This is a genomic window from Microbacterium azadirachtae, from assembly GCF_000956505.1.
GTDB lineage: Bacteria > Actinomycetota > Actinomycetes > Actinomycetales > Microbacteriaceae > Microbacterium > Microbacterium azadirachtae_A.
This window is the reverse complement of record NZ_JYIX01000038.1, coordinates 287,530-309,284: the sequence shown is the minus strand read 5'-3', so window position 1 is coordinate 309,284 and position 21,755 is coordinate 287,530. Positions and strand designations below refer to the sequence as shown.

General features: G+C 68.6%; 24 protein-coding genes. 20 read left to right on the top strand and 4 right to left on the bottom strand.

What is annotated here, in order from left to right; genetic code table 11:
- Positions 1-47: 47 nt before the first annotated feature.
- Together RS86_RS15990 and RS86_RS15985 are read right to left on the bottom strand one after the other, a co-directional pair.
- On the bottom strand, positions 48-1,049 hold the full coding sequence (locus tag RS86_RS15990) for a proline racemase family protein (protein ID WP_045273231.1): 1,002 nt from the start codon (positions 1,047-1,049) through the stop codon (positions 48-50).
- Between the two features lie 64 nt (positions 1,050-1,113).
- Positions 1,114-2,043: an ornithine cyclodeaminase family protein gene (locus tag RS86_RS15985; RefSeq protein ID WP_045273230.1), complete on the bottom strand. Its 930-nt coding sequence runs from the start codon at positions 2,041-2,043 to the stop codon at positions 1,114-1,116.
- A gap of 113 nt (positions 2,044-2,156) precedes the next feature.
- On the opposite strand from RS86_RS15985, the gene RS86_RS15980 reads away from it, so the two are divergent.
- From RS86_RS15980 to trmD, 9 genes are all read left to right on the top strand, one after another.
- Positions 2,157-3,926, top strand: a complete 1,770-nt coding sequence (locus tag RS86_RS15980) for an ABC transporter substrate-binding protein (protein WP_045273229.1) — start codon at positions 2,157-2,159, stop codon at positions 3,924-3,926.
- A gap of 70 nt (positions 3,927-3,996) precedes the next feature.
- Positions 3,997-5,829: an ABC transporter ATP-binding protein gene (locus RS86_RS21155; RefSeq protein WP_045273228.1), complete on the top strand. Its 1,833-nt coding sequence runs from the start codon at positions 3,997-3,999 to the stop codon at positions 5,827-5,829.
- The gene (locus tag RS86_RS15970) at positions 5,826-6,776 is read left to right on the top strand and encodes an ABC transporter permease (protein ID WP_045273227.1); all 951 of its coding nucleotides are present in this window, start codon (positions 5,826-5,828) and stop codon (positions 6,774-6,776) included. The genes RS86_RS21155 and RS86_RS15970 overlap by 4 nt, the downstream gene beginning before the upstream one ends.
- Positions 6,773-7,738: an ABC transporter permease gene (locus RS86_RS15965; protein ID WP_045273226.1), complete on the top strand. Its 966-nt coding sequence runs from the start codon at positions 6,773-6,775 to the stop codon at positions 7,736-7,738. Before RS86_RS15970 ends, RS86_RS15965 begins: the two co-directional genes overlap by 4 nt.
- A 51-nt stretch (positions 7,739-7,789) precedes the next feature.
- Positions 7,790-9,223 carry an aminopeptidase P family protein gene (locus RS86_RS15960; protein WP_235281799.1) on the top strand — a complete coding sequence of 478 codons (1,434 nt, stop codon included), beginning with the start codon at positions 7,790-7,792 and terminating at the stop codon, positions 9,221-9,223.
- A 175-nt stretch (positions 9,224-9,398) separates the two neighbouring features.
- The gene (rpsP, locus tag RS86_RS15955) at positions 9,399-9,830 is read left to right on the top strand and encodes a 30S ribosomal protein S16 (RefSeq protein ID WP_045273225.1); all 432 of its coding nucleotides are present in this window, start codon (positions 9,399-9,401) and stop codon (positions 9,828-9,830) included.
- A 6-nt stretch (positions 9,831-9,836) separates the two neighbouring features.
- Entirely contained in the window at positions 9,837-10,067 is a 231-nt protein-coding gene (locus tag RS86_RS15950; RefSeq protein WP_045273224.1) for an RNA-binding protein, read from the top strand.
- A 2-nt stretch (positions 10,068-10,069) separates the two neighbouring features.
- Entirely contained in the window at positions 10,070-10,690 is a 621-nt protein-coding gene (gene rimM / locus RS86_RS15945; RefSeq protein ID WP_045273223.1) for a ribosome maturation factor RimM, read from the top strand.
- On the top strand, positions 10,680-11,408 hold the full coding sequence (gene trmD, locus RS86_RS15940) for a tRNA (guanosine(37)-N1)-methyltransferase TrmD (RefSeq protein WP_045273331.1): 729 nt from the start codon (positions 10,680-10,682) through the stop codon (positions 11,406-11,408). The genes rimM and trmD overlap by 11 nt, the downstream gene beginning before the upstream one ends.
- A gap of 50 nt (positions 11,409-11,458) precedes the next feature.
- Here the strand turns inward: trmD and RS86_RS15935 are convergent, their stop codons facing one another.
- Both RS86_RS15935 and map read right to left on the bottom strand, forming a co-directional pair.
- Entirely contained in the window at positions 11,459-12,052 is a 594-nt protein-coding gene (locus RS86_RS15935) for a histidine phosphatase family protein (protein WP_235281798.1), read from the bottom strand.
- A gap of 76 nt (positions 12,053-12,128) precedes the next feature.
- Positions 12,129-12,911, bottom strand: coding sequence for a type I methionyl aminopeptidase (gene map, locus RS86_RS15930; protein ID WP_045273222.1), 783 nt, complete (start codon positions 12,909-12,911; stop codon positions 12,129-12,131).
- A 103-nt stretch (positions 12,912-13,014) separates the two neighbouring features.
- Between map and RS86_RS15925 the strand changes: the two genes are divergently transcribed.
- From RS86_RS15925 to RS86_RS15875, 11 genes are all read left to right on the top strand, one after another.
- Positions 13,015-13,542: a hypothetical protein gene (locus RS86_RS15925; protein ID WP_045273221.1), complete on the top strand. Its 528-nt coding sequence runs from the start codon at positions 13,015-13,017 to the stop codon at positions 13,540-13,542.
- A 190-nt stretch (positions 13,543-13,732) separates the two neighbouring features.
- The gene (gene rplS, locus RS86_RS15920; protein WP_045273220.1) at positions 13,733-14,083 is read left to right on the top strand and encodes a 50S ribosomal protein L19; all 351 of its coding nucleotides are present in this window, start codon (positions 13,733-13,735) and stop codon (positions 14,081-14,083) included.
- Positions 14,084-14,204: 121 nt separating this feature from the next.
- The gene (lepB, locus tag RS86_RS15915; protein WP_045273219.1) at positions 14,205-14,987 is read left to right on the top strand and encodes a signal peptidase I; all 783 of its coding nucleotides are present in this window, start codon (positions 14,205-14,207) and stop codon (positions 14,985-14,987) included.
- The gene (locus RS86_RS15910) at positions 14,968-15,627 is read left to right on the top strand and encodes a ribonuclease HII (protein WP_045273218.1); all 660 of its coding nucleotides are present in this window, start codon (positions 14,968-14,970) and stop codon (positions 15,625-15,627) included. Before lepB ends, RS86_RS15910 begins: the two co-directional genes overlap by 20 nt.
- A gap of 53 nt (positions 15,628-15,680) precedes the next feature.
- Positions 15,681-16,007 (top strand): DUF2469 family protein, encoded by a 327-nt coding sequence (locus tag RS86_RS15905; RefSeq protein ID WP_045273217.1) that lies wholly within the window; start codon positions 15,681-15,683, stop codon positions 16,005-16,007.
- A 402-nt stretch (positions 16,008-16,409) separates the two neighbouring features.
- The gene (locus RS86_RS15900; protein WP_045273216.1) at positions 16,410-16,772 is read left to right on the top strand and encodes a YraN family protein; all 363 of its coding nucleotides are present in this window, start codon (positions 16,410-16,412) and stop codon (positions 16,770-16,772) included.
- Complete coding sequence (locus tag RS86_RS15895; protein ID WP_052680318.1) at positions 16,769-17,704, top strand: ATP-binding protein; 936 nt, start codon at positions 16,769-16,771, stop codon at positions 17,702-17,704. The genes RS86_RS15900 and RS86_RS15895 overlap by 4 nt, the downstream gene beginning before the upstream one ends.
- 260 nt (positions 17,705-17,964) lie before the next feature.
- Positions 17,965-18,693: an HNH endonuclease gene (locus RS86_RS19980; protein ID WP_052680317.1), complete on the top strand. Its 729-nt coding sequence runs from the start codon at positions 17,965-17,967 to the stop codon at positions 18,691-18,693.
- 559 nt (positions 18,694-19,252) lie between these two features.
- Positions 19,253-20,368, top strand: a complete 1,116-nt coding sequence (locus tag RS86_RS19975; protein ID WP_052680316.1) for a phage major capsid protein — start codon at positions 19,253-19,255, stop codon at positions 20,366-20,368.
- A 443-nt stretch (positions 20,369-20,811) separates the two neighbouring features.
- Complete coding sequence (locus RS86_RS15880) at positions 20,812-21,210, top strand: hypothetical protein (RefSeq protein WP_045273215.1); 399 nt, start codon at positions 20,812-20,814, stop codon at positions 21,208-21,210.
- Positions 21,207-21,512, top strand: a complete 306-nt coding sequence (locus RS86_RS15875) for a hypothetical protein (protein ID WP_045273214.1) — start codon at positions 21,207-21,209, stop codon at positions 21,510-21,512. Before RS86_RS15880 ends, RS86_RS15875 begins: the two co-directional genes overlap by 4 nt.
- Positions 21,513-21,755 lie beyond the last annotated feature (243 nt).

Genomic DNA, 21,755 nt, shown 5'->3' with positions numbered 1-21,755 from the left:
GATGGAAGGGGGAGCGGGACGCTTCACGATACGACGGCGTCCCGGCGTCAGCGCAGGCTGAAGCCCTCGGGCAGCGGATCGCCGTCGTCGAGGTCGAAGGTGCACGATCCCACCCGGTGCGCGAGCCCGCGCACCTCAGGGATCACGCCGTCCGGGGTGCGGGCCGCGACGGTTGCGAGGAAGCGCGTCCCGATGATCGAGTCGTGCGTGAGCTCCTCGCCATCGCCGAGCGCGCCGGACGCGGCGAGGAGCGCGACGCGGGCCGCGGTGCCGGAACCGCACGGACTGCGGTCCACCTCGCCGTCCGCGAAGACGGTGACGTTGCGCTGCCAGGGGCCGCGTTCGGTGCGTCCGAGGTCGTCGAACAGGATCGTGCCGTACACGCCGCTCAACCGCGCGTCGTCGAGCTGAGCGGCCGGATGGTCGTTCAGCGCCCACTTGATCTCGCGCCCGATGCGGATGAGGTCGGCGGTGTGCTCCGGGAGCACGGACAGCCCGACCGCGGAGGCGGTCAGCGTGGCGTATACGGCGCCGCCGAAGATCAGATCCACGTCGACCCGCCCGAGCGAGGTCGTCAGCGAGATGCCGCGCGCGAGCACCCGCGACTCGACGTTGCGGAAGACGACCTCGATGATCCGGCCCTTCTCCTGCCGTACGAGGGCCTGGACGCGACCGCTCGGCACGTCGATCGTCACGGTCGTCTCGCCGTCCGGATCCGAGGGGACCCGACCGGTGCGGACCGCCCAGGCTCCGAGCGCGATCGTGCCGTGCCCGCACGCCGTGGAGAAGCCGTCCTTGTGCCAGAACAGCACACCGAGATCGGCGCCGGAGTCGTCGGGCGGAGTGAGGAAGCCTCCGTACATGTCATCGTGGCCGCGAGGTTCCAGGCAGAGGAAGCGCCGTATGGCGTCCGCTTCGCCGGTCATCGCCGCCACCCGGCGCTCCGCCACGGTGGCGCCAGGGGTCGGCACGCCTTCGACGATGCGGAACGGCTCTCCCGCGGTGTGCCAGTCCTCGGTGGTGAGTGCGGTGCCGGAAGTCCAGGCCATGGAGTGCTCCTCTCGAGCGTGTGATGGGACGAGCCGGGCGGCCCGAAGAGCGCGAGCGCGGGATTTAGAGCGCACGGCGGGCGATGACGAGATCCTGCCAGCCCATGCCGCAGGTCTTGAGAATGCGCGGGCGGGTCCTGTCCACGGGAAAGACGCTGGTGAAGACCTCGTGCAGGGTCACGACGTCCTCGTCCCGCAGTGCGCCTTCGGCGACGGCGCGCATCACGTCGCCTGCCTCGGACCGCGCCACGCGCCGGCTCTCGACGACGACCTGCCCTCGTCCGAGCAACGCCGGATCCAGCTCGCTCTTGCCCGCCTCGTGGGATCCGATCGCGGCGACCGCGGCGTCGTCGCGGACCAGGCCCGAGGCGAACAGCGGCTCGGACGCACTCGTCGCGCACACGAGAAGATCTGCCGCGGCGACATCTGAGACCGACCCTGCCGAGACCTCCGCATGTGGCGCGAAGGCGGCGGCGGCGGCGACGGCGGCGGCGCGTCGCTGCTCATCCCGCCCGATCAGACGCACGGTGCGCAGCGGGCGGATCGCGGCGATCGCCTCGACGTGGCGTACCGCCTGGGGGCCCGTGCCGAACACCACCAGGTCTCCGGCCTCTGGTTCGGCGAGCAGATCGAGGCCCGCAGCCGAGACCGCGGGCGTTCGCAGCTCGGTGAGGGCGGTGCCGTCCAGGATCGCGGTCGGCGCGAGGGTCTCGCCGTCGAGGAGCACGTACACGGCCTGGATGCGGTCGAGCCCGTGCGCGGGATTGCCGGGCGCGACCGATGCGAACTTCTGCCCCACGGCACCGTCCGCGGCGGCCGGCATGAGCAGCAGCTGTCCGTTCGGCACATCCAGCACCATGCGCGGCAGGTCCTGCTCGGGGTCGAAGCCTCCGCGCAGCACGGCCGCGATCGCGGCGATCGCGGTGCCCATATCGACGCGTGCGGCGAGCGCTGACGCGGACACGAGGGTGAGATCGGCGAAGACATCGGGCATGCTTCCACATTAGCGCGTGATGTGTAATATGTCACACATCAGGACGACGAGGTCGGCCTGAGCGTCGCCTCCCGCTCCGGGACGACGTGCCACCCGAGAATCAAAGGCGACTCATGGTGAAATCCAGATTCAGCGCTGCTGCTGCGCTCATCGTTGCAGCGGCCGTCCTCACGACCGGATGCTCCGCGGGAGGTGGAGGCGACGCCACGGGCGCCGCAGGGACACCCCACAAGGGCGGGGTGCTCAAGGTTCTCGCGAAGGGCGATCTGGATCACTACGACCCGCAGCTCACCGCCTACGTGCCCACCTACAACGTCATGCGCGCGATCGCCCGTCCGCTCGTCAGCTACAAGGCCTCGAGCGATGCGAAGACCCGCATCGAGCTGCAGCCGGATCTCGCGACCGAGGTCCCGAAGCCGAGCGCGGACGGACTGACGTATACCGTGACGCTCCGGGACGGGATCACGTGGGACGCACCGAGCGGCGCGCGTCCGATCGTCGCGGGCGACGTGGCCCGCGGCTTCCAGCGCCTCTGCAATCCTGTGATCTCGGGGGCGCAGCTCGGCTACTTCCAGAACCTCATCGCGGGCATGGCCGAGTTCTGCGCCGGGTTCGCGAAGGTCGATCCGGCCCCGGCGGCCATGAAGGCCTATGTCGAGGCGAACCCGATCAGCGGCATCAAGGCCGTGGACGACAAGACCGTCGAATTCCACCTCACCGAGCCGGCGAGCGACTTCCCCTACATGCTCTCGCTGGACTCGACGGATCCGGCTCCCGTCGAGGTGCTGGACTACGTTCCCGATTCCCCGGAGTACCGGCAGCACTTCATCTCCTCGGGTCCCTACCGCATCAAGTCATACACGCCAGATGCGAAGCTCGTGCTCGAGCGCAACCCGTCCTGGAAGGCGTCCGGTGACCCGTTGCGGACGGCGAACGTCGACGGCATCGAGATGACGATGGGCGTCGAGGGCGACGCCGCGATGCAGCAGCTGCAGGCAGGGTCGGCGGATGTGCTCTTCGACCTGGCGCCGAGCATCGCGAACATCTCCCAGCTGAAGGCCGCGGGGGACAAGAAGCTGCAGTTCGTGGAGAACGGGGCGGTGGACCAGTTCATCTGGATCAACACCAAGTCTCCGAACAACGGCGGTGCCCTCGCGAACATCAAGGTGCGCGAGGCGCTGAACTACGCCGTCGACAAGGCCGCGGTCGTGCAGGTCCTGGGCGGATCCGAGGTCGCGGGCGTCACGAACGGGATCTTCGGACCCGGTGTCCTCGGCTACAAGGCGTATGACCCGTTCCCGAGCAAGGACGCCAAGGGCGACCCGGCCAAGGCCAAGCAGCTGCTCGCCGAGGCAGGTTTCCCGAACGGAGTGACGCTCAAGATGCCGTACCGCAATCTGGGTGTTCAGCCGAACATCGCGCAGACCGTGCAGGAGAGTCTGAAGAAGTCCGGCATCACGCTCGAACTGACGCCGGTCCCGCCGACGGACTACTACGCGAACTTCATGACCAACCCGGACAACGCCACCTCGGGTGCCTGGGACGTCGCCTTCGTCGGCTGGTCGCCGGACTGGCAGGGCGGAGCAGCACGCAGCGTCTTCCAGCCTCAGTTCACGTTCACGGGCACGCCGCAGACGTACAACTACGTCGACTACAACAGCGACAAGGCCGACAAGCTCGCCACCGAGGCGCTGTCCGCATCGACGACCGAAGAAGCTGGCGCGCTCTGGCATCAGGTCGACCAGGCGGTCATGGAGGAGGCGCCGATCGTCAGCGTCGCGTACCGCAAGGGCGCCAAGTACCACTCCGATCGCGTCGCGGGCTTCGACTTCTACGCGCAGAGCCAGAACGGCGACTGGACCAACCTCTGGCTGACCAAGTAACAGACGGCGTACCCGGTGGAACGGCGCGGCAGCGTCCGCGCCGTTCCACCGGAGCAGAGAGGAGAGCGCGATGGCGCTTCTTGAAGTCACCAATCTCGTCGTCGACATCCCGACCGAGGACGGTACGGTGCATGCCGTACGCGACGTCTCGTTCTCGGTCGCCGAGGGGGAGTTCTTCGGCATCGTGGGCGAGTCCGGGTCGGGAAAGTCCGTACTCGTGCAATCGATCATGGGTCTCGTGGCCGGTGCCGAGACCTCGGGCGCGGCGCTCTTCCGCGGCCGGGACCTGCTGACGCTCGCTCCGGAGGCGCTGCGAGGCGTGCGCGGCAGGGAGATCAGCATGATCTTCCAGGATCCGCTGTCGAGCTTGCACCCGCAGTACACGATCGGCTGGCAGATCGTGGAACAGATCCGTGCGCATGAGAAGGTCAGCGGTCAGGCGGCGAAGGCCCGCGCGATCGAGCTGCTCGACAAGGTCCGCATCCCCGACGCCGGCGCTCGGTTCGATGCCTACCCGCATCAGTTCTCCGGCGGCATGCGCCAGCGCGTGATGATCGCGATGGGGCTCTCGCTGGGGCCCGCGCTCATCATCGCCGACGAGCCGACCACTGCCCTCGATTCGACCGTGCAGGCGCAGATCCTGGACCTGCTGGGCGAGATGCGCGAGGAGACCGGCTCGACGGTCCTGATGATCAGCCACGATCTCGGTGTGCTGTCCCGGGTCGCGGATCGCGTCATGGTCATGTACGGCGGCAAGCGTCTGGAAGTCGGCGCCAGCGCCGCAGTGCTGGGAGCCCCCGCGCACCCCTACACGGCGGGCCTGCTGCGCTCCTCGTCCTTCAACCGCGAGCCCGGTGTTCCGCTCATTCCCATCCCAGGGCGCCCGCCGAGTCTGCTCGCACCGCCGGTCGGGTGCGTGTTCGCCGATCGCTGCCCTGACGCGATGGACATCTGCGCCATCGCCCCTTCGCTGCGCCGCTACGACGACGGCACGGAGGTCGCGTGCTGGCTTGAGGACGCGCCGTCCGAGCCCGCCACGACCCAGCCCGTGGCAGCCTCGGAGGTGCCCGCGGACGCACCGCGGATCATCGCCTCGGCGAACGCGGTCTCGCTCGACTTCGCGTCGGGACGGGGACGTTCGCGGCGGGTGCTCGACGACATCTCGATCGAGGTGCGGCGCGGGGAGACTCTGGGGCTGGTGGGGGAGAGCGGCTGCGGCAAGACGACGCTCGCTCGCACTCTGGCCGGACTCATCGCTCCGACGGCCGGCTCCGTCTCGTTCGACGGCGCGGATCCAGCCGCGCTGAGCCGCGCGGAGTGGCGTGAGCTGCGCCGCAAGGTGCAGGTGGTGTTCCAGGATCCGTTCGGATCGCTGAACCCGCGCCGCAGGGTCGGATCCATCATCGGCGATCCGTTCCGCATCCACCGCCTCGCGGCCGGTGAGCAGCGGCGCGCCAAGGTGCAGGAGCTCATGGAGCTGGTGGGCCTCAATCCCGAGCACTACAACCGCTTCCCTGCGCAGTTCTCCGGCGGTCAGCGCCAGCGCATCGGCATCGCCCGCGCGCTCGCCCTCCACCCGGAACTCGTGATCCTCGACGAGCCGGTCTCGGCGCTGGATGTGTCGATCCAGGCTCAGGTGCTGAATCTCCTCGCCGATCTTCAGCGCGAACTCGGGCTGACCTACGTGTTCATCTCGCATGACCTCGCCGTGGTGCGCCACGTGTGCGACCGGATCGCGGTCATGGACGGCGGCCGGATCGTCGAGCTCGGCGACGCCGAGACGCTCTACCGCGATCCTCAGCATCCCTTCACCCGCACGCTCCTCGCCGCCGCACCGCCCGAGGTCCCCTCGCAGCGCGCGGACCGACAGCTCATCGAGATCGTGGAAGGAGAGGCGGCATGAAGCTCGTGACCCCCCGCACGGCGGCGATCGCCGCCCGCAGCTCCGCCGACGTGCAACTGCGCGGCTCCTGGTACCTGACGCTGCAGCGCTTGCGCCGGGATCCGGCGAGCATCGCATCGGCCGCGATGATCGTGCTCATCGTGCTGTTCGCACTGTGCGCGCCGCTCATCGCGACCTGGACCGGGCACGGCCCGAACGATCAGTTCCGCGACACGGGGCTCAGCCCGGACGGAATCCCTGTCGGACCGTCCGGCGACTTCCTCCTGGGGGCCGATCAGCTCGGCCGCGACGTTCTGGTCCGGCTCGCCTACGGCGCGCAGGTCTCCCTTCTCGTGGGCGTGGTCGCCTCGATCATCGCTTCGGTGATCGGCGTCGTCGTCGGCCTCGTCTCCGGATTCCTCGGGGGCCCGGTCGACACGATCCTCAGCCGCATCACCGACCTCGTCATGAGCGTGCCGTTCCTGCTGTGCGCGATCGCGCTCGTGTCGGTGCTCGGTCCGAGCCTGTCGCTCTCGATCGCGGTGATCGTCTTCTTCAGCTGGACGGGGCTGGCCCGCATCATCCGCGGACAGGTGATCGCGCTGCGCCACCGTGAGTTCGTGGAGGCCGCGCGATCGCTCGGTGCGTCGCGCTGGGCGATCATGGTCCGCGACATCGTGCCCAACCTTGTCGTTCCCATCATCGTGTACACCACGCTGATGATCCCGTCGGCGATCGTGTTCGAGGCGACGCTGTCCTTCCTCGGACTCGGGATCGTGCCTCCGACCGCGAGCTGGGGCAACATGCTCGCGGATGCCGCGAACGGCTCGCTCTACCTCGTCGCGTGGTGGATGGTCGTCGTGCCCGGCACGGCACTGCTCGCCCTGACGCTCTCGTTCAACCTGTTCGGCGACGGACTGCGCGATGCGCTGGATCCGTCCGGCCGCAAGGGAGGAGCCCGCAGATGACGAAGTTCATCGTCTCCCGCGTGCTGTTCGGGATCCTCGTGCTGTTCCTGCTCAGTGTGTTCGTGTTCTTCCTGTTCTACGTGACGCCCTCCGATCCTGCTCGGATCATCGCCGGCGACAAGGCGACGGAGGAGCTGATGGCGCAGATCCGCATGAAGCTCGGGCTCGACCAGCCCATCTATGTGCAGTACCTGCGCTTCATCGGAAACCTGCTGCACGGCGATCTCGGCTACTCGTACCGCTCGAACCTGCCGGTCGCGGACCTGCTGCTCTCTCGCATCCCGGTGACGCTGTCGCTCGTGTTCGGCGCGGTGATCCTCTGGCTCGCGATCGGGATCCCGATCGGCATCGCCTCTGCCAAACATCCTGGTTCCGTGCGCGACCGCGTCGGGCAGGCCTTCGCGATCGTGGGTATCAGCTTCCCGACCTTCGTGCTCGGCATGATGGCGCTGTACCTGCTCTACTTCCTCCCGTCCAAAGCGGGGCTGCAGCTGTTCCCGCCAGGAGGCTACGTCCCCTTCGTCGACGACCCGCTCGGATGGGCGTGGCACCTCGCGCTGCCCTGGCTGACGCTCGCGCTCGTGGTCGCCGCCGTCTACGCGCGTCTCACCAGGGGACAGATGCTCGAGGTGCTCGGCCAGGACTACATCCGCACCGCCCGTGCCAAGGGCCTCACCGAACGTCGGGTGACCTATACGCACGCGTTCCGCAGCGCGATGCCGCCGCTGGTCACGCAGCTCGGGATCGACATCGGTCTCATGCTGGGCGGTGTCATCGTGATCGAGCAGGTCTTCGGGCTTCTCGGGGTCGGAAGCCTCGCCGTCACGAGCGTCGCGATGCAGGACCGGCCGGTCGTGATCGCGATCGTGCTGCTCGGCGGGTTCTTCGTCGTCGTGTCGAACCTGGTCGTGGACGTGCTCTACGCCGTCATGGACTCCCGCGTGCGCACTGCCGGACGCTGAACTGATCCTGCCGCGCCCCGGCGCATCCTCTCGATTCCCGAAGGAGAACGAATGTCCCTCGACCACAGCCACGCCCCGTCCGCGTCGATGCCCGTGCCAGAAGAACGCGATCCGCGCATGCCACGGCTGACGCTCGCGCCCGGCTTCGTCCGCACGATGGGCGCTGGCTGGGGGGATCCGGATCGCTCCCCGGCGCTGACGCCGGGGGCTGCAGCGGCCGCCGCGGCGCACCGCGCGCGGCTCTCGGAAGCACTGCCAGGCCGACGGCTCTCGGTGGGCGCGGGACGGGCGCCTGTGCGTGCGAACGACACTGTCTATGAGTTCCGCGCCGACAGTGACTTCCTGTGGCTTGTCGGCGCACCGATCGAGGATGCGGTCCTCGTGATGGAGCCGGCGGGGAGCGGTCATGTCGCGGTCCTCTACCTGCCGGCGCCGTTCCGCCCGGGTGACGAGGGCTTCTTCGCCTCCGCGCTGCGCGGCGAGCTGTGGGTCGGCCCGATGCCGGGGCTCGCGGAGTATGCGGAGGCGCTGTCGCTCCGCACTCGGCCGCTCGAGGAGCTCCACGTCGACGAAGGCACCCTGCAGCTCGCAGGCACGGCGTCCCCCGGCATCGCTTCGGTACCGCGGTCGACGGAGCTTGCCAGGACGCTCTCCGAGCTGCGCATGATCAAGGATCCGTGGGAGATCGCGCAGCTGCGCGCGGCCGTGGACCACACGGTCGCGGGGTTCGCGGCGACCGTGGGGGAGATCCCGACGGCGATCGCCGGGGGAGGGGAGCGTTGGCTGCAGGGCACGTTCGACCGCCACGCGCGGACCGCGGGCAACGGTCCTGGCTACGCCACGATCGTCGGATCCGGTGCGCGCGCCTCGATTCTGCACTGGGTGCGCGCGGAGGGGGCCGTTGATCCCGAAGCCGCGCTGCTGCTGGACATGGGAGTGGAAGAGCGCACCGGGTACACCGCCGACATCACCCGGACGTTCCCCGCGTCGGGATCTTTCACCGCTGTGCAGCGGCAGGTGCACGATCTGGTGGAGCGCGCGCACCGCGCCGCTCTCGCCGCTGTGGGCCCCGGACGGGCGTGGAGCGATTTCCACGTGGCGAGCATGGAGGTACTCGCCCAGGGGCTGCACGACTGGGGTCTGCTCGATGTCTCGGTGGATGAGGCCATGTCACCCGACGGGCAGCAACACCGGCGGTTCATCGTGTGCGGCGTGGGCCATCACGTCGGGCTCGACGTGCACGACTGCGCGTCCTCGGGGTACGCGGCGTATCAGGGCTCCGCGATGCGCGACGGGATGGTGCTCGCGGTCGAGCCGGGACTCTACTTCCACGCGTTCGACGAATCGCTCCCGCCCGAGCTGCGAGGCATCGGTGTGCGGTTGGAGGACGATGTCCTCATCACCGGCACGGGCGCCGAAGTGCTGTCCTCCGCCCTCCCGATCGACGCGACCGGAATCGAGGAATGGATGCGCACGCCGCGTTGACGCGGCGCGCCGTTCGCGCCGTTTCGCCTCAGCGGCGCGGATCTGGCAGAATGGATAGCTGGATCGCCGCTCGACCCTCTATCCGGCCGTGATCCACCCGCAGAGCTTCCACCGGGTGTGCACCCCACGCTTCTGGTGATCAGTTCGTCTTCCTTCCACACCATTCAGGAGAATCGTGGCTGTCAAGATTCGTCTCAAGCGCCTGGGCAAGATCCGTGCGCCCTACTACCGCATCGTCGTCGCCGACTCGCGCACCAAGCGCGACGGTCGTGTGATCGAGGAGATCGGCAAGTACCACCCCACCGAGGAGCCCTCGTTCATCGAGGTCGACTCCGAGCGGGCGCAGTACTGGCTGTCGGTCGGCGCTCAGCCGACCGAGCAGGTCGCCGCCATCCTCAAGATCACGGGCGACTGGGGCAAGTTCAAGGGCGACAAGGACGCGAAGTCCACCCTCAAGGTCGCCGGCGAGAAGGTCGCCTTCGAGGCCAACTCGGCCAAGAAGTCCGTCATCAAGCCCAAGGTCGAGAAGAAGGAGACTCCCGCTGAGGAGGCTCCCGTCGAGACCCCCGCCGAGGACGCAGCCGAGGCTGCGGCCGACGCGGAGTAATCCGTCGTGCTGGCTGCCGCGCTCGAGCACATCGTCTCCGGGATCGTCGATCACCCGGAGGATGTCACCATCACCGCCACCTCGTCGCCTCGTGGCGACGTCCTCGAGGTGCATGTGCACCCCGATGACAGGGGGCGCGTGATCGGGCGCGGCGGCCGCACCGCCAAGGCCCTGCGCACGCTGATCACCGCGCTCGCGGACGGACGTCGCGTTCGCGTCGACGTCGCGGACGACTGAGCGTGGCTGTCACCGATCGCCCCAACGGACGCAACCAGCTGCGTGTGGGGCGCCTCGTCAAGGCGCACGGGCTCAAGGGTGCACTCAAGCTGGAGCTCTACACCGACGATCCTGCTGGACGCTTCGTGCCCGGCGCCGAGTTCACGTTGCAGGTGCCGGAGGCATCTCCGTGGCACGGCAAGTCCATCACGGTCCGCGAGCACCGGGTAATGAACGGCAGCTCCGTCGTGTTCTTCGAGGGCGTCGATGACCGTGACGCCGCCGAAGGCCTCGTCAAGGCGATCCTGTGGATCGACCAGGACGACTCCGAGGAGCCCGAGGACGACGCCTGGTACGACCACCAGCTCACCGGACTCGACGTCGTCCGCGACGACGTCGTCGTCGGCCGGGTGATCCGCGTGGACCACCTGCCCGCACAGGATCTGCTCATCGTCCGACCCGCGTCCGGATCCGAGATCATGGTTCCGTTCGTCGCGGCGATCGTGCCGACCGTGGACATCGCCGCGGGGCGGATCATCGTCACGCCGCCCGCCGGGCTCTTCGAAGAGCTCGCCGAGGATGACGCTCCCACCGATGGCCCCGCGGAGGACGCCGCCGAGCAGGACGCGCCTGGTGCGGATTGACGTCGTCTCGATCTTCCCGTCGTACTTCGACGGGCTGACCCTCTCCCTGCTCGGCAAGGCGCGGGACAGCGGGATCCTGGATCTGAACGTCCACGATCTGCGGGACTGGACCGGCGACCGGCACCGCACCGTCGACGACACGCCCTACGGCGGCGGCGCTGGCATGGTCATGAAGCCGGAGCCGTGGGGCCTCGCCCTCGATCAGCTCGCTGCCGAACCCACTCGCGCGGCCTCGGTCCCTGAGCGCGTCGAAGGGCGCCCCACCATCATCTTCCCCTCGCCGGCCGGCGAGGTTTTCCGGCAGTCCACGGCCCGCGAGCTCGCGGATCGAGAGCATCTGATCTTCGGCTGCGGTCGCTACGAGGGCATCGACGAGCGCGTGTTCGAAGAGGCCGCGGCGCTCGGCGAGGTGCGGCTGATCAGCCTCGGCGACTACGTCCTGAACGGGGGAGAGGTCGCCGTCATGGCGATGGTCGAGGCGATCGGCCGGCTCATCCCCGGCGTCGTCGGCAACCCCGAGAGCCTCGTCGAGGAATCGCACGAGGACGGACTGCTCGAGTACCCGTCGTACACGAAGCCGTCGGTCTGGCGCGACCGCGAGGTGCCGCCGATCCTGCTGAGCGGCAACCACGGGGCGATCGCGGCCTGGCGCCGCGAGCAGCAGATCGAGCGCACTCGGCGCCGCCGTCCCGACCTTCTGCCCGACGACGAGGGCTGAGCGCGGTTCCGCCACGGACGCTAGCGTCGCGGGTGGTGTCCGCCCGCCTCTCAGACCAGCCGCTCTGCTCCGCGAGTGATCTCGAAGACGATGCCGTGAGGATGGCGCAGTGCGAGCGCTTCCGCATGACTGAATCCGCGCATCGCTGCGCGCAGCAGGCGGCCGATCATCTCGTGGGCGACGATCAGCGGTGTGCCCTCGCCCGCCCAGGAGCACTCGTCCAGGGCGCGGAGTGCCCGCGGGCGTGCAGAGGCGTAGCTCTCGCCGCCGGGGAACGCCCAGCCGTAGCGGTTCTCCGATCGCAGAGCGCGGATGCCGGGGCTGGCCTCCTCGAGTTCGTCCCACGTGCGACCCGCGAAGGACCCGTGGTGCACCTCGGCGAGTTCGTCCACGGCGACGACCTCGACGTCTAGGTGCGCCGCGACGATCTCGGCGGTCCGTCGTGCGCGTCCCAGCGGACTCGTGCAGACGATCCCGACTCCTGCCCCCTCGAGTCGTCGTGCGATCTCGTTCGCGTGCCCGATACCGGCCTCGGTCAGCGGGGAGTCGAGCTGACCCTGCAACCGGTGCTCGCGATTCCACGCGGTCTGGCCATGCCTGGCCAGGAACAGGCGCTCCGGCATCCGCAGGTCGTGTCGGGACATGCCCACAGAATGGCACACGGGCGCCGCGCGGCGCAGTCGGCGGCGTGACGCCGGTGGCCGCCCTCGGAGCAGCGGGTCAGTCGACGCCGAGGAACGAGCGGTCGGTGAGGATGATCGGGCCATCCTCGGTGATCGCAATGGTGTGCTCGGAGTGGGATCCGCGGGACCCGTCGGCGCTGCGCAGCGTCCAGCCGTCCGGATCCGTCACCAGCTCGTCGGTGGTCGCGAGGAACCAGGGCTCCAGCGCCATCACGAGGCCCGCCCGCAAGGGGAAGCCGCGTCCGGGACGCCCGTCGTTGGGCACGTGCGGGTCGCCGTGCATGATGCGCCCGACGCCGTGGCCGCCGAAGTCGGTGTTGATCGAGTAGCCCTCGCCATGGGCGACAGCGGCGATCGAGGCCGAGATGTCGCCGATGCGGTTGCCGACCACGGCGGCGGCGATCGCCGCTTCCAGGGCGCGCTCGCTGGTGTCGACGAGGCGCAGGTCCTCATCGCGGGGCGTGCCCACCACGAACGAGACGGCGGAGTCGGCGACCCAGCCGTCGACCGACACGGCGAAGTCCAGGGACACGAGATCGCCGTCGCGCAGCGTGTAGTCGTGCGGCAGGCCGTGCAGCACGGCGTCGTTCACCGACGTGCAGATCACCTTCCCGAACGGGCTCGCACCGAACGAGGGGTGGTAGTCGATGTAGCAGGACTCGGCGCCGGCCTTGCGGATCATGTCGTGGGCGCGACGATCGATCGAGAGCAGGTTCGTGCCCACCTTGGTCTCGGCGCGCAGCGTCGCCAGCGTTTCCGCCACGAAGCGTCCGGCCGCCCGCATCTCCTCGATCTCGGCGGGGGTGCGCAGTTCGATCATTCCCAGTCCTCTCGTCGCATCCATTCTCTCCTACCGCGCACACAGGGGACGCTCACAGCGAACGTGCGGATCCGCGCCTGCTGCCGAGACGTAGCATCGCGGTATGTGGATCCGGCGCGCGTTCTTCTCCTGGCTGTTCCCGGCCGCTCTCGTGCTGCCGCTCTGGCTGTTCATCGGCTGGGGTGTGTTCCAGGCGGGCGGGTGGGCGTTCCTCTGGGTGCTGTTCGTCGCCCTGCCGTCGGTGCTCGTGGGGGAGGTCGCCCTGGCGTTCCTTGTCCGAGCGCGTCCGACCGTCCGCGAGGAGCGCGCCGTCTCCTGGCGCGACGTCCTCGGGTTCACCGTGTGGCACGGCCTGACGATCGCGCTCGGCTTCTTCCCGAAGGATGCGTTCGGCTGGGTCCTGACCGGCACGATCGTCGCGTTCCTCGGCCTGTTCTGGTCGACGCTCTGGCAGCTCTGGAAGGACGTCGCGGAGCGCGGAAGGACAGCGTTCGTGATCGACCCCGACACCGTGCGCGCGACCGTCTACGGGGATCAGAGCGAGCCCGTGCGGGAGCGCGCGAGCCGCAATGGGGACGTCATCGTCATCACCGAGACGGGGAATTCCCGCGAGGGCCGTTCGGAGCGCTGAGTCCGCGCAACGCGGCGTCGGTCCGCGTTTTGGTGCGGGTTCGGATCCATGGCAGAATGGGTGTTTGTGCCGTGACCCGGTTCTGCCTCAGGGGAACCCGCGGACGCCTCGTGCGCCGTTCGGCACAGACTTCCGATTTCAACCCTTCCCACATGCATGCGACCTGAGGCGAGTGCAGAGAGAGACGATCATGCAGATCCTCGACGTCGTCGACGCGGCTTCGCTCCGCTCCGACATCCCCGAGTTCTTCCCCGGCGACACCGTCAAGGTGCACGTCAACATCATCGAGGGCAGCCGCTCCCGTATCCAGGTCTTCCAGGGCGTCGTCATCGGCCGCTCGGGCGACGGCGTGCGCGAGACCTTCGTGGTCCGCAAGATCAGCTTCCAGGTGGGCGTCGAGCGCACCTTCCCGGTGCACTCCCCGGTGATCGACCACATCGAGGTCGTCACCCGCGGTGACGTGCGTCGCGCGAAGCTGTACTACCTCCGCAACCTGCGCGGCAAGAAGGCGAAGATCAAGGAGAAGCGCGACGCGCGCTGATCCCATTCGGCTTTCGAACAAGCGCCCCGAGACACGGCTCTCGGGGCGCTTGTTCATTCCCTGGACATGAGAAGCTGGATGGCGCCGTCGACCGACGGCCGAGGTCTGTGAAGGATGGCGCATGACGGAAGAGATCGCGGCCGGATCCGCTGACGCGGTACGGGTGCAGACGACGCCGCGACGCCGCGGCTGGGTGATCTTCCTTCGAGACGTCGTGGTGATCCTCCTCATCGCGGTGCTGGTCTCCTTCCTCGTGAAGACCTTCGTAGTGCGCAGCTTCTACATCCCGTCCGGCTCGATGGAGAACACTCTTCTCGTCAAGGACCGGATCCTCGTCGATGAGATCACTCCGCACTGGAACGGCTATCACCGCGGCGACGTCGTGGTCTTCAAGGATCCGGGCGGCTGGCTGCCGCCGGCGCCGCCGCAGCCGCCGCGATCGCCGCTGCTCGAGGCCGGGGAGTGGTTCCTGACGCTGATCGGCGTCGCCGCCCCCGATTCGGACGACCATCTGGTCAAGAGGCTCATCGGACTGCCGGGCGACCATGTCGTGTGCTGCAACTCGCTGGGTCAGCTCACCGTCAACGGTGCGCCGATCGACGAGTCCTCCTATCTCAAGCCGGGCGTGGGCGACTCCCGCGCGTCCAGCATCCCGTTCGACGTCACGGTGCCGAAGGGCGCCGTGTGGGTGCTCGGCGACAACCGCACGCGCTCCGAGGACTCCCGATATCACCAGGACCAGCCGGGAGGCGGGTTCGTGCCCAAGGAGAACATCGTCGGGCGCGCGTTCCTCACCACCTGGCCGTTCGATCGATTCGGCCTCATCGACGGCCACTACGCCGTCTTCAACGGGGTCTCGAACCCGAAGCCGCAGGGGCGCCGCCGTGGCGGTCGTCGAGCCTAGCCTGGTCCTCGAGCGGCGGCTGCTGCGCGAGCACTCCCATCTGATCGCCCTGGACGAGGTCGGTCGGGGAGCCCTCGCCGGTCCTGTCGCGGTGGGAGCCACGGTCGTGGACGCGGCCGCAGCCCGGCGCCGCGTGCCCCAGGGGCTGCGGGATTCGAAGCTGGTGCCGGAGAAGCGCCGGCCCGAGGTCGCCGAACGCGCCGGGGCCTGGGCGCCCGCGAGCGCGGTGGGCTGGGCCACGAACGCGGAGATCGACGAGGTCGGCATCATGCGCGCGCTCGGCCTCGCCGCCTCCCGCGCCATCATCGCCGCGTGCGGGGACGCATGGGAGGCCTCATCGGCGCTCGTGATCCTCGACGGCAACCACGACTACGTCTCCGCCGTGCACCCCGGCCCCCTGACCGTGCGCTCGATCATCAAGGCCGACCGCGACTGCGCATCCGTGGCGGCGGCCTCGGTGCTGGCGAAGGTGGCGCGCGACGCGCTCATGGTCGAGCTCGCTCCCGAGTTCCCGGACTATCAGTGGGACCGCAACAAGGGCTACGCGAGCATCGAGCACCGCGAGGCGATCCGGTTGCGCGGTCTCACCCGTCATCACCGCTCGTCCTGGGCGATCGCCGACGCGCCCACCCTGTTCTGAGCACCCGCGCGGATGCGGCCCTGCCGAGGCGGCTCTCGTAGGATGGGGGGATCATGGATGACGACGCCTTCGACGACTACGACCGTGAGCTCGAGCTCGCCCTGTACCGCGAGTACCGCGACGTGGTCCTTCAGTTCCAGTACGTAGTCGAGACCGAGCGCCGGTTCTACCTCGCGAACGAGGTCAACGTGGTGCGTCGTGACACCGAGCACGACTTCTACTTCGAAGTGTCCATGAACGACGTCTGGGTGTGGGACATCTACCGCGCCGACCGCTTCGTGAAGTCGGTGCGCGTGCTGACGTTCAAGGACGTGAACGTCGAGGAGCTGTCGCGCCGCGAGTTCGAGCTGCCCCAGGAGCTCTCGCTCGACGGCGAGTGATCCCGGCCGTAGGGGCGCCCACGCGCTGAGGCGCCGGCCGTCCAGGCCGTTGTTCGCCGAGCGTCCGGACCGCTGCTCGCCGAGCGCACGGCGGACTGCCGAGTGCACGGCATCGCCGCGTCGATGCCCCGTGTTCCGGGCAACAACGCGTTCGTTCGACGAGATCTGCCCCCCGCCGTCTCAACTGAGCCCTTCGCGCACCCCCACAATTCGAGTCGTCCCCGTCAGCGCACCCCATGGCGTCCGCTGACGGGGACGACTCGGTAGTGGCGAGGGTATTGGAAGGGCGACGCTCCGCCTTGGGGGTGTGATCGTCCTCCACAGGTTGGTGGCACCGCAGGTTCCGCACCGGTTGCGCGAACGCGCCTCCACGCAGAACGGCCAGCTCGCAGGCTGTCTGTCATGGCAGCCAAAGACGAGCTCGGACGCGCGGGGGAGGACCGCGCCGCCGAGCACCTGACCCGACTCGGATACCGGATCCTCGATCGCAACTGGCGGTGCGATGAGGGCGAACTCGACATCGTCGCTCAGCGTGAGGGGGTGCTCGCGTTCGTCGAGGTGAAGACCCGTCGAACCCTCGATTTCGGCCACCCGTTCGAGGCGATCGACGAGCGCAAGCGGAAACGGCTGTGGCGTCTCGCGCACGTCTGGGTCCGCGAGCACCCGATGTCGAGCGCGGCGCGGGCGCTGCGGCTCGAGGCGATCGGGATCGTGGGCGCGGATCCGGCCGTCGGCGACCTCGAGCACCTGCGGGATCTGCGATGACCGCACGCACCTGGTCGGTCGCGCTGACCGGTTTGAACGGGCATATGGTCGACGTCGAGGCCGACCTCTCGCAGCAGACCCCGGGCTTCGATCTCATCGGGCTCGCGGATCGCGCGCTCGGTGAGGCCGTGCGCCGCGTGCATAACGCGTGCCGCAACAGCGGCCTCGATCTGCCCCGCCGCAAGCTCACGGTGAACCTGTCGCCGGCGAGCCTGCCCAAGCACGGGTCGGCGTTCGATCTCGCCATCGCGATCGCGGCGTTCGGCACGGCGGGATCCCTCGACCCGGTCTCGCTCGCGCGCACCGTGCACCTCGGCGAGCTCGGACTGGACGGGCGGCTGCGTCCCGTCCCCGGCGTGCTGCCCGCGCTGCACGCGGCGCGAGCGGCCGGATTCGAGCGCGCCGTCGTCCCGGTGGCGAACGAGGCCGAGGCGCGGCTCGTGCCGGGGCTCGAGGTGCACGCGGCGGTGAGCCTCGCGCATGTGGCGCTGCTGCATGGAGCCGACCTTGCAGACCCCGGTGATCCGGAGCCGGTGCGGGCGGTGGTGACCTCGACGCAGAGCGGTCCGGCGCCCGAGCTGGCCGACGTGATCGGTCAGGACGAAGCGGTGTCCGCGCTGGTCGCCGCCGCGGCCGGCGGGCACCATCTGCTCCTTTCTGGTCCGCCCGGTGCCGGCAAGACCATGCTGGCGCGCAGGCTCGCCGGCATACTCCCCGATCTGGACGAAGAGCTCGCACTCGAGGCCGCATCGATCCGCTCGCTGATGGGGGAGAGCATCACTCGGCTGGATCGTCGCCCGCCCTTCGTCGCGCCGCATCACAGCGCGTCTATCGCGGCACTCATCGGCGGCGGATCCCGGGCGGCTCGTCCGGGGGCGATCGCCCGCGCGCACGGCGGGCTGCTCTTCCTCGACGAGTCAAGGAGTGCCTAAAAGCGACCGGGTCACGGCAGCTCACGACCTCAACCCCGACTGATCCATGGCGTCCCGCGCTAGCATTCACACCGAACTGGGGTGCAAAAGGTGCTGCTCTGGGGAGCCTCCAGGGCGACTTCAGGGCAGTTTCCGCCCTTCCCCGTTCCCTAGGAAACACTGGGATCCGGGCCCCTGGGGGCAAGTAGGGCACGAGTGACCCGCGATATATGTGTGTATATGGTTTACCTTTTGCACCCCACCCCCGAAAGGACCTCCCCATGGCCAACTGGCTCAGCTCCGCCGACCTCCACGACCTCGCCTCTCAGCGCTGGGGGCACCGTTCCACCTGGACCTGCACCTACTGCGGTCGCAGCATCCCCGACGGTGCAGTAGACCACTTCATCCCACGCGAGCATGGCGGCACCGACCTCCCGTGGAACCTGCTGCCTGCCTGTGGCCCGTGCAACCGCTCCAAGTCCGACACCGACCCCATCGCCTGGATGCGGGCAGTCGGGCTCCCCGATGACCGGATCACCGCGATTCAGACGATCACCACGTCCCCCGACTGGACCAAGGCCGCTGCGGGCCACCGCGCCCAGTCGCTCAATGCACTCGACTACTCCGCGGCCTTCGGCCTCCCGCAGACCTCCGCGGCCCGGGCTCTGGCTCTCGCACTCCCTCAGAACCTCGCGGAGGTCTTCGTCCTCGACCCGGCCAGCTGGGCGCCGGCTACCGCGCTTCGCCGGATAGCCGTGGACTACCTCGCAGACCTCGGGCACCCGCCGCTCAGCACTCAGCAGCTCAACCGGGACCTCGAATCCCGCGGCCTGGTCCGGACCACGCGCAAGGGCGTCCGCGGATACCGCGGCTTCCACGTCTCCCCGGATCTCGCGGCCGCTGGCCGGATGCGCGCCGGTCGGACAGATGCAGCCGCCGCCCGCAAGGCCGAGCGCGCACGCCGGGAGGCAGCCGCCGAGGTCGCCCGCATGGCCCCGACCGCCCGCTGACACCCGCGTCACCCGCGCCAATCGGCTAACCCGGTTGAGCCGGTTCACGCTGGGGGCGCTCCCCGACAGGCTCACAGATTTGAGACCATCCGCTAACCCGCGGACCCGCAGAAGCAGCACTTCCGCAAACGTTGCGCAACAGAATGCCATGGGTCAGTCGTGGGAAATGAAGACAGTTTGAGAGAAAGTACTGATCAGGATCAGTTTCTGCTCCGCGACACCCGCCGAAGACAGCTAACTGACATGTGGTATAGGTAAGTAGAGGGAGAAATCGGGCTTACCGCCCGTCTCCTCGCCCAAGCCTCGACGCTCACCGCGTCGGGGCTTTTCTATTGGCCTGCCGGACCAACAGCCGCGCAGACCACACCGCCACAGCCCACCGAGCCAAGCCGCAGGAGCGGAACCGTTCGGACCGGGCACAAGGCCAGCTGACACCCCAGCATCGATCGATCCCCGAGCGGCAGGCGCCGAGAGGGACCGCTAGCTGGCGTGCGCAGTCCGTCTTGGAGGCACTTCCGCGAGCAGCAGCTCGCTCTAGTTCCTACCAAGGAGAAACACCATGGACATCAAGTCCGCTAAGGCCGAGCTCTCGGCAATCCAGCTGAAGCTCAGCAACATCGTGGACGACGCCAAGGCGGCCGCCCGCAACCTGACCGATGCCGAGATCGACACCATCGAGCAGGGCAACGACCGCGCCTACGAGCTCAAGGCCGCGATCCGCGGTCTGAAGAACGCCGACCTCATCGACCAGGCGAGCGCGGGCGAGGAGTATGAGGACGCCCGCACTGGCGTGGTCACCCGCGAGGCCGGCAAGAAGGGCTTCATCACCCCCGCCTCGCTCAAGCGCATGGCTGCCGCACAGGCTGCCAACATCGAGGCCAAGGGCCTTGTGGCCAACGCCTCGAATGTCACCCCGGTGGAGTTCGACAAGACGCCGCTGGTCCTCGCGAAGCCCACGGGCAACCTCGGCATCCTGGACGTCCTCGCCGTCAAGGCGCGCGAGTCCAAGTACTCGTACGTCCGCCAGACGGTGCGCACGAACAATGCTGCAGTGGTCCCCGCGGGCTCCCTCAAGCCGACCTCGGTCTTCACGGTCGAAGAGGTCGAGGGTGCGCTCGACGTGGTCGCCCACATGAGCGAGTACGTCGGCACGTACCTGATGAAGGACAACGACGCGCTCGAAGGCTTCCTGGTCTCCGAGCTCAACGCCGGCATCTTCGCGAAGGTCGCTGACCTTGCTGTGGCCGAGTTCACCACGGTCGCCGGCACGCAGTCCCAGGCCTTCGTGGACAACGCGATGGACTCGATCTACCTCGGCAGCACCAAGGCCCTCGACCTGGGCTACAGCCCCGATGTGGTCCTTCTCTCCCGCGCGACGGCTAACGCCATCGAGCTGGCCAAGGACGCCGACGGCAACTACCTCTACAAGCGGGCAGAAGATGGTCGCCTCAACGGTCTCTTCCCGGTCATCGTGACCGGCCTGGCCGCCGACACGGCGATCGTGCTCGACAGCTCGAAGGTCGGCATCTCGGTCGACAAGCAGGGTGTGGAGACCAAGTGGGACTCCATCTCGCGCTTCGAGTACAACGAGCTCCGCGCTCTGACCGAAGGCCGCTTCGCGATCGACGTCTTCGCCTCCCCGGCAATCGTCATCGTGGAGACCGCTGGCGCGTAAGCCAACACCCTCCGCTGGGTAGGTAACCCAGCCGGCCGGCCAGGTCTCAAAGCCTGGCCGGTCACTGCTCCACGTGTTCCTTCGGGGTTTATGCCACGTGGAGACTCGACAGCCTTCTCCTTTCTAAGGCGTGGTCGAGTCTGGTGGCGGTTAGGACCCGCGCGACCAGAGTCGATGCACGGCTGGCACCGCGGCGATCGACACCCACCACACCCCGGCTGCTGTTGCCCTCCTGCCCGGTGTCTAGTCCACCGGTTTCGCCGACGCAGCCGGGGTGTGGTGCTCACTACTTCCAGCGCCCCGGGGAGGTAGGGCGCCTTCCATCCTGTGGGTGGACAGCCCTCGGCTCAACTCCCGGCAATGTCCGTCCCCCTCCTGAACGGTTTTCAAATCCGAGAATCGGACTTCACCCCTCACCCCGCTCCCAGATCCGAAAGGCTCCCATGACCTCTCTCGCCCACCCGGCGCTCCGCGCCGAGTCCATCCGCCTCACCACCGGCATTGCCGCCCGCTTCGAAACCATCGGCATCGGCAGCACCACCCTCGACCGCCTCCAGCAGACCCTCGCGGACGAGGACCTCACCGACACGACCCCGGCAATGACCCTCGCCAACGAGCTGGAGCTTCTGATGGCCGCCAAGAACCTCCTCCCCGATGACAACCTCGCCAAGCTCCGCTACCTCCTCACCGAGGGCTCGCCGGCCCTCGAAGACGACGCCGACCCTGACGACACCGACGGCTGGTCAGCCGACCTCACCGACCTCCCGGCCTACTCCGCCAGCCACGCCCACCGGTACGCAGTCATCAGCACACTCACCAACCTCCATGGAGGCTACGCATGACCCTCCGCGAAGATCTCGAAACCGTCATCGCCTCCGACCCGGTCATGGCCGAAGACCGCATGGCCGCAATCGTCTCCCTCGCCCGCGCAGTAGCCGACCAGATGGACGCCCAGCTCCCGACCGGATCCTTCGACTCTCGGCTCCTCGCGACCTTCCAGGGCCAGCTCGCCCAGATCAACCGCACCATCCGTGACGACCGCGATCGCCGCCTCCGCGCCGGCGCCAAGCCCACCGCATCGGCCTCACGACTCGCCGTCCTCAAGGCCCAGAAGACCGCCAAGACCGCCGGAGCTCGCCCATGAATGACATCGACACCATCACCTCAGCCGCCGCAACCATAGAGTCCCGGCTGGCCTCTAAACGATGCCCAAAATGTGGCACCCACACCCATGACTTCGCCCCCAATCGGCACCGTGCAGACGGTCTCGCCGTCTGGTGTCGCCCTTGTAACAAAGAAGATGCCCGAGCTCGCCGCGCTACCCCGGCTGGCCGCGCTAAGGCCGTAGCCGCCGCCCAGAAGTACCGGGCGAAGAAGCGGGCAGCCA

Coding starts and splice junctions, on each gene's coding strand:
- RS86_RS15925 (WP_045273221.1), top strand. CDS start 13,015: ATGTGGATCCGGCGCGCGTTCTTCTCCTGGCTGTTCCCGGCCGCTCTC.
- map (WP_045273222.1), bottom strand. CDS start 12,911: ATGATCGAACTGCGCACCCCCGCCGAGATCGAGGAGATGCGGGCGGCC.
- RS86_RS15905 (WP_045273217.1), top strand. CDS start 15,681: ATGGATGACGACGCCTTCGACGACTACGACCGTGAGCTCGAGCTCGCC.
- RS86_RS15960 (WP_235281799.1), top strand. CDS start 7,790: ATGTCCCTCGACCACAGCCACGCCCCGTCCGCGTCGATGCCCGTGCCA.
- lepB (WP_045273219.1), top strand. CDS start 14,205: ATGACGGAAGAGATCGCGGCCGGATCCGCTGACGCGGTACGGGTGCAG.
- RS86_RS15895 (WP_052680318.1), top strand. CDS start 16,769: ATGACCGCACGCACCTGGTCGGTCGCGCTGACCGGTTTGAACGGGCAT.
- RS86_RS15990 (WP_045273231.1), bottom strand. CDS start 1,049: ATGGCCTGGACTTCCGGCACCGCACTCACCACCGAGGACTGGCACACC.
- RS86_RS15900 (WP_045273216.1), top strand. CDS start 16,410: ATGGCAGCCAAAGACGAGCTCGGACGCGCGGGGGAGGACCGCGCCGCC.
- RS86_RS15875 (WP_045273214.1), top strand. CDS start 21,207: ATGACCCTCCGCGAAGATCTCGAAACCGTCATCGCCTCCGACCCGGTC.
- RS86_RS15980 (WP_045273229.1), top strand. CDS start 2,157: ATGGTGAAATCCAGATTCAGCGCTGCTGCTGCGCTCATCGTTGCAGCG.
- rplS (WP_045273220.1), top strand. CDS start 13,733: ATGCAGATCCTCGACGTCGTCGACGCGGCTTCGCTCCGCTCCGACATC.
- RS86_RS15970 (WP_045273227.1), top strand. CDS start 5,826: ATGAAGCTCGTGACCCCCCGCACGGCGGCGATCGCCGCCCGCAGCTCC.
- RS86_RS15965 (WP_045273226.1), top strand. CDS start 6,773: ATGACGAAGTTCATCGTCTCCCGCGTGCTGTTCGGGATCCTCGTGCTG.
- RS86_RS19975 (WP_052680316.1), top strand. CDS start 19,253: ATGGACATCAAGTCCGCTAAGGCCGAGCTCTCGGCAATCCAGCTGAAG.
- RS86_RS15985 (WP_045273230.1), bottom strand. CDS start 2,043: ATGCCCGATGTCTTCGCCGATCTCACCCTCGTGTCCGCGTCAGCGCTC.
- RS86_RS19980 (WP_052680317.1), top strand. CDS start 17,965: ATGGCCAACTGGCTCAGCTCCGCCGACCTCCACGACCTCGCCTCTCAG.
- RS86_RS15935 (WP_235281798.1), bottom strand. CDS start 12,052: ATGTCCCGACACGACCTGCGGATGCCGGAGCGCCTGTTCCTGGCCAGG.
- RS86_RS21155 (WP_045273228.1), top strand. CDS start 3,997: ATGGCGCTTCTTGAAGTCACCAATCTCGTCGTCGACATCCCGACCGAG.
- RS86_RS15880 (WP_045273215.1), top strand. CDS start 20,812: ATGACCTCTCTCGCCCACCCGGCGCTCCGCGCCGAGTCCATCCGCCTC.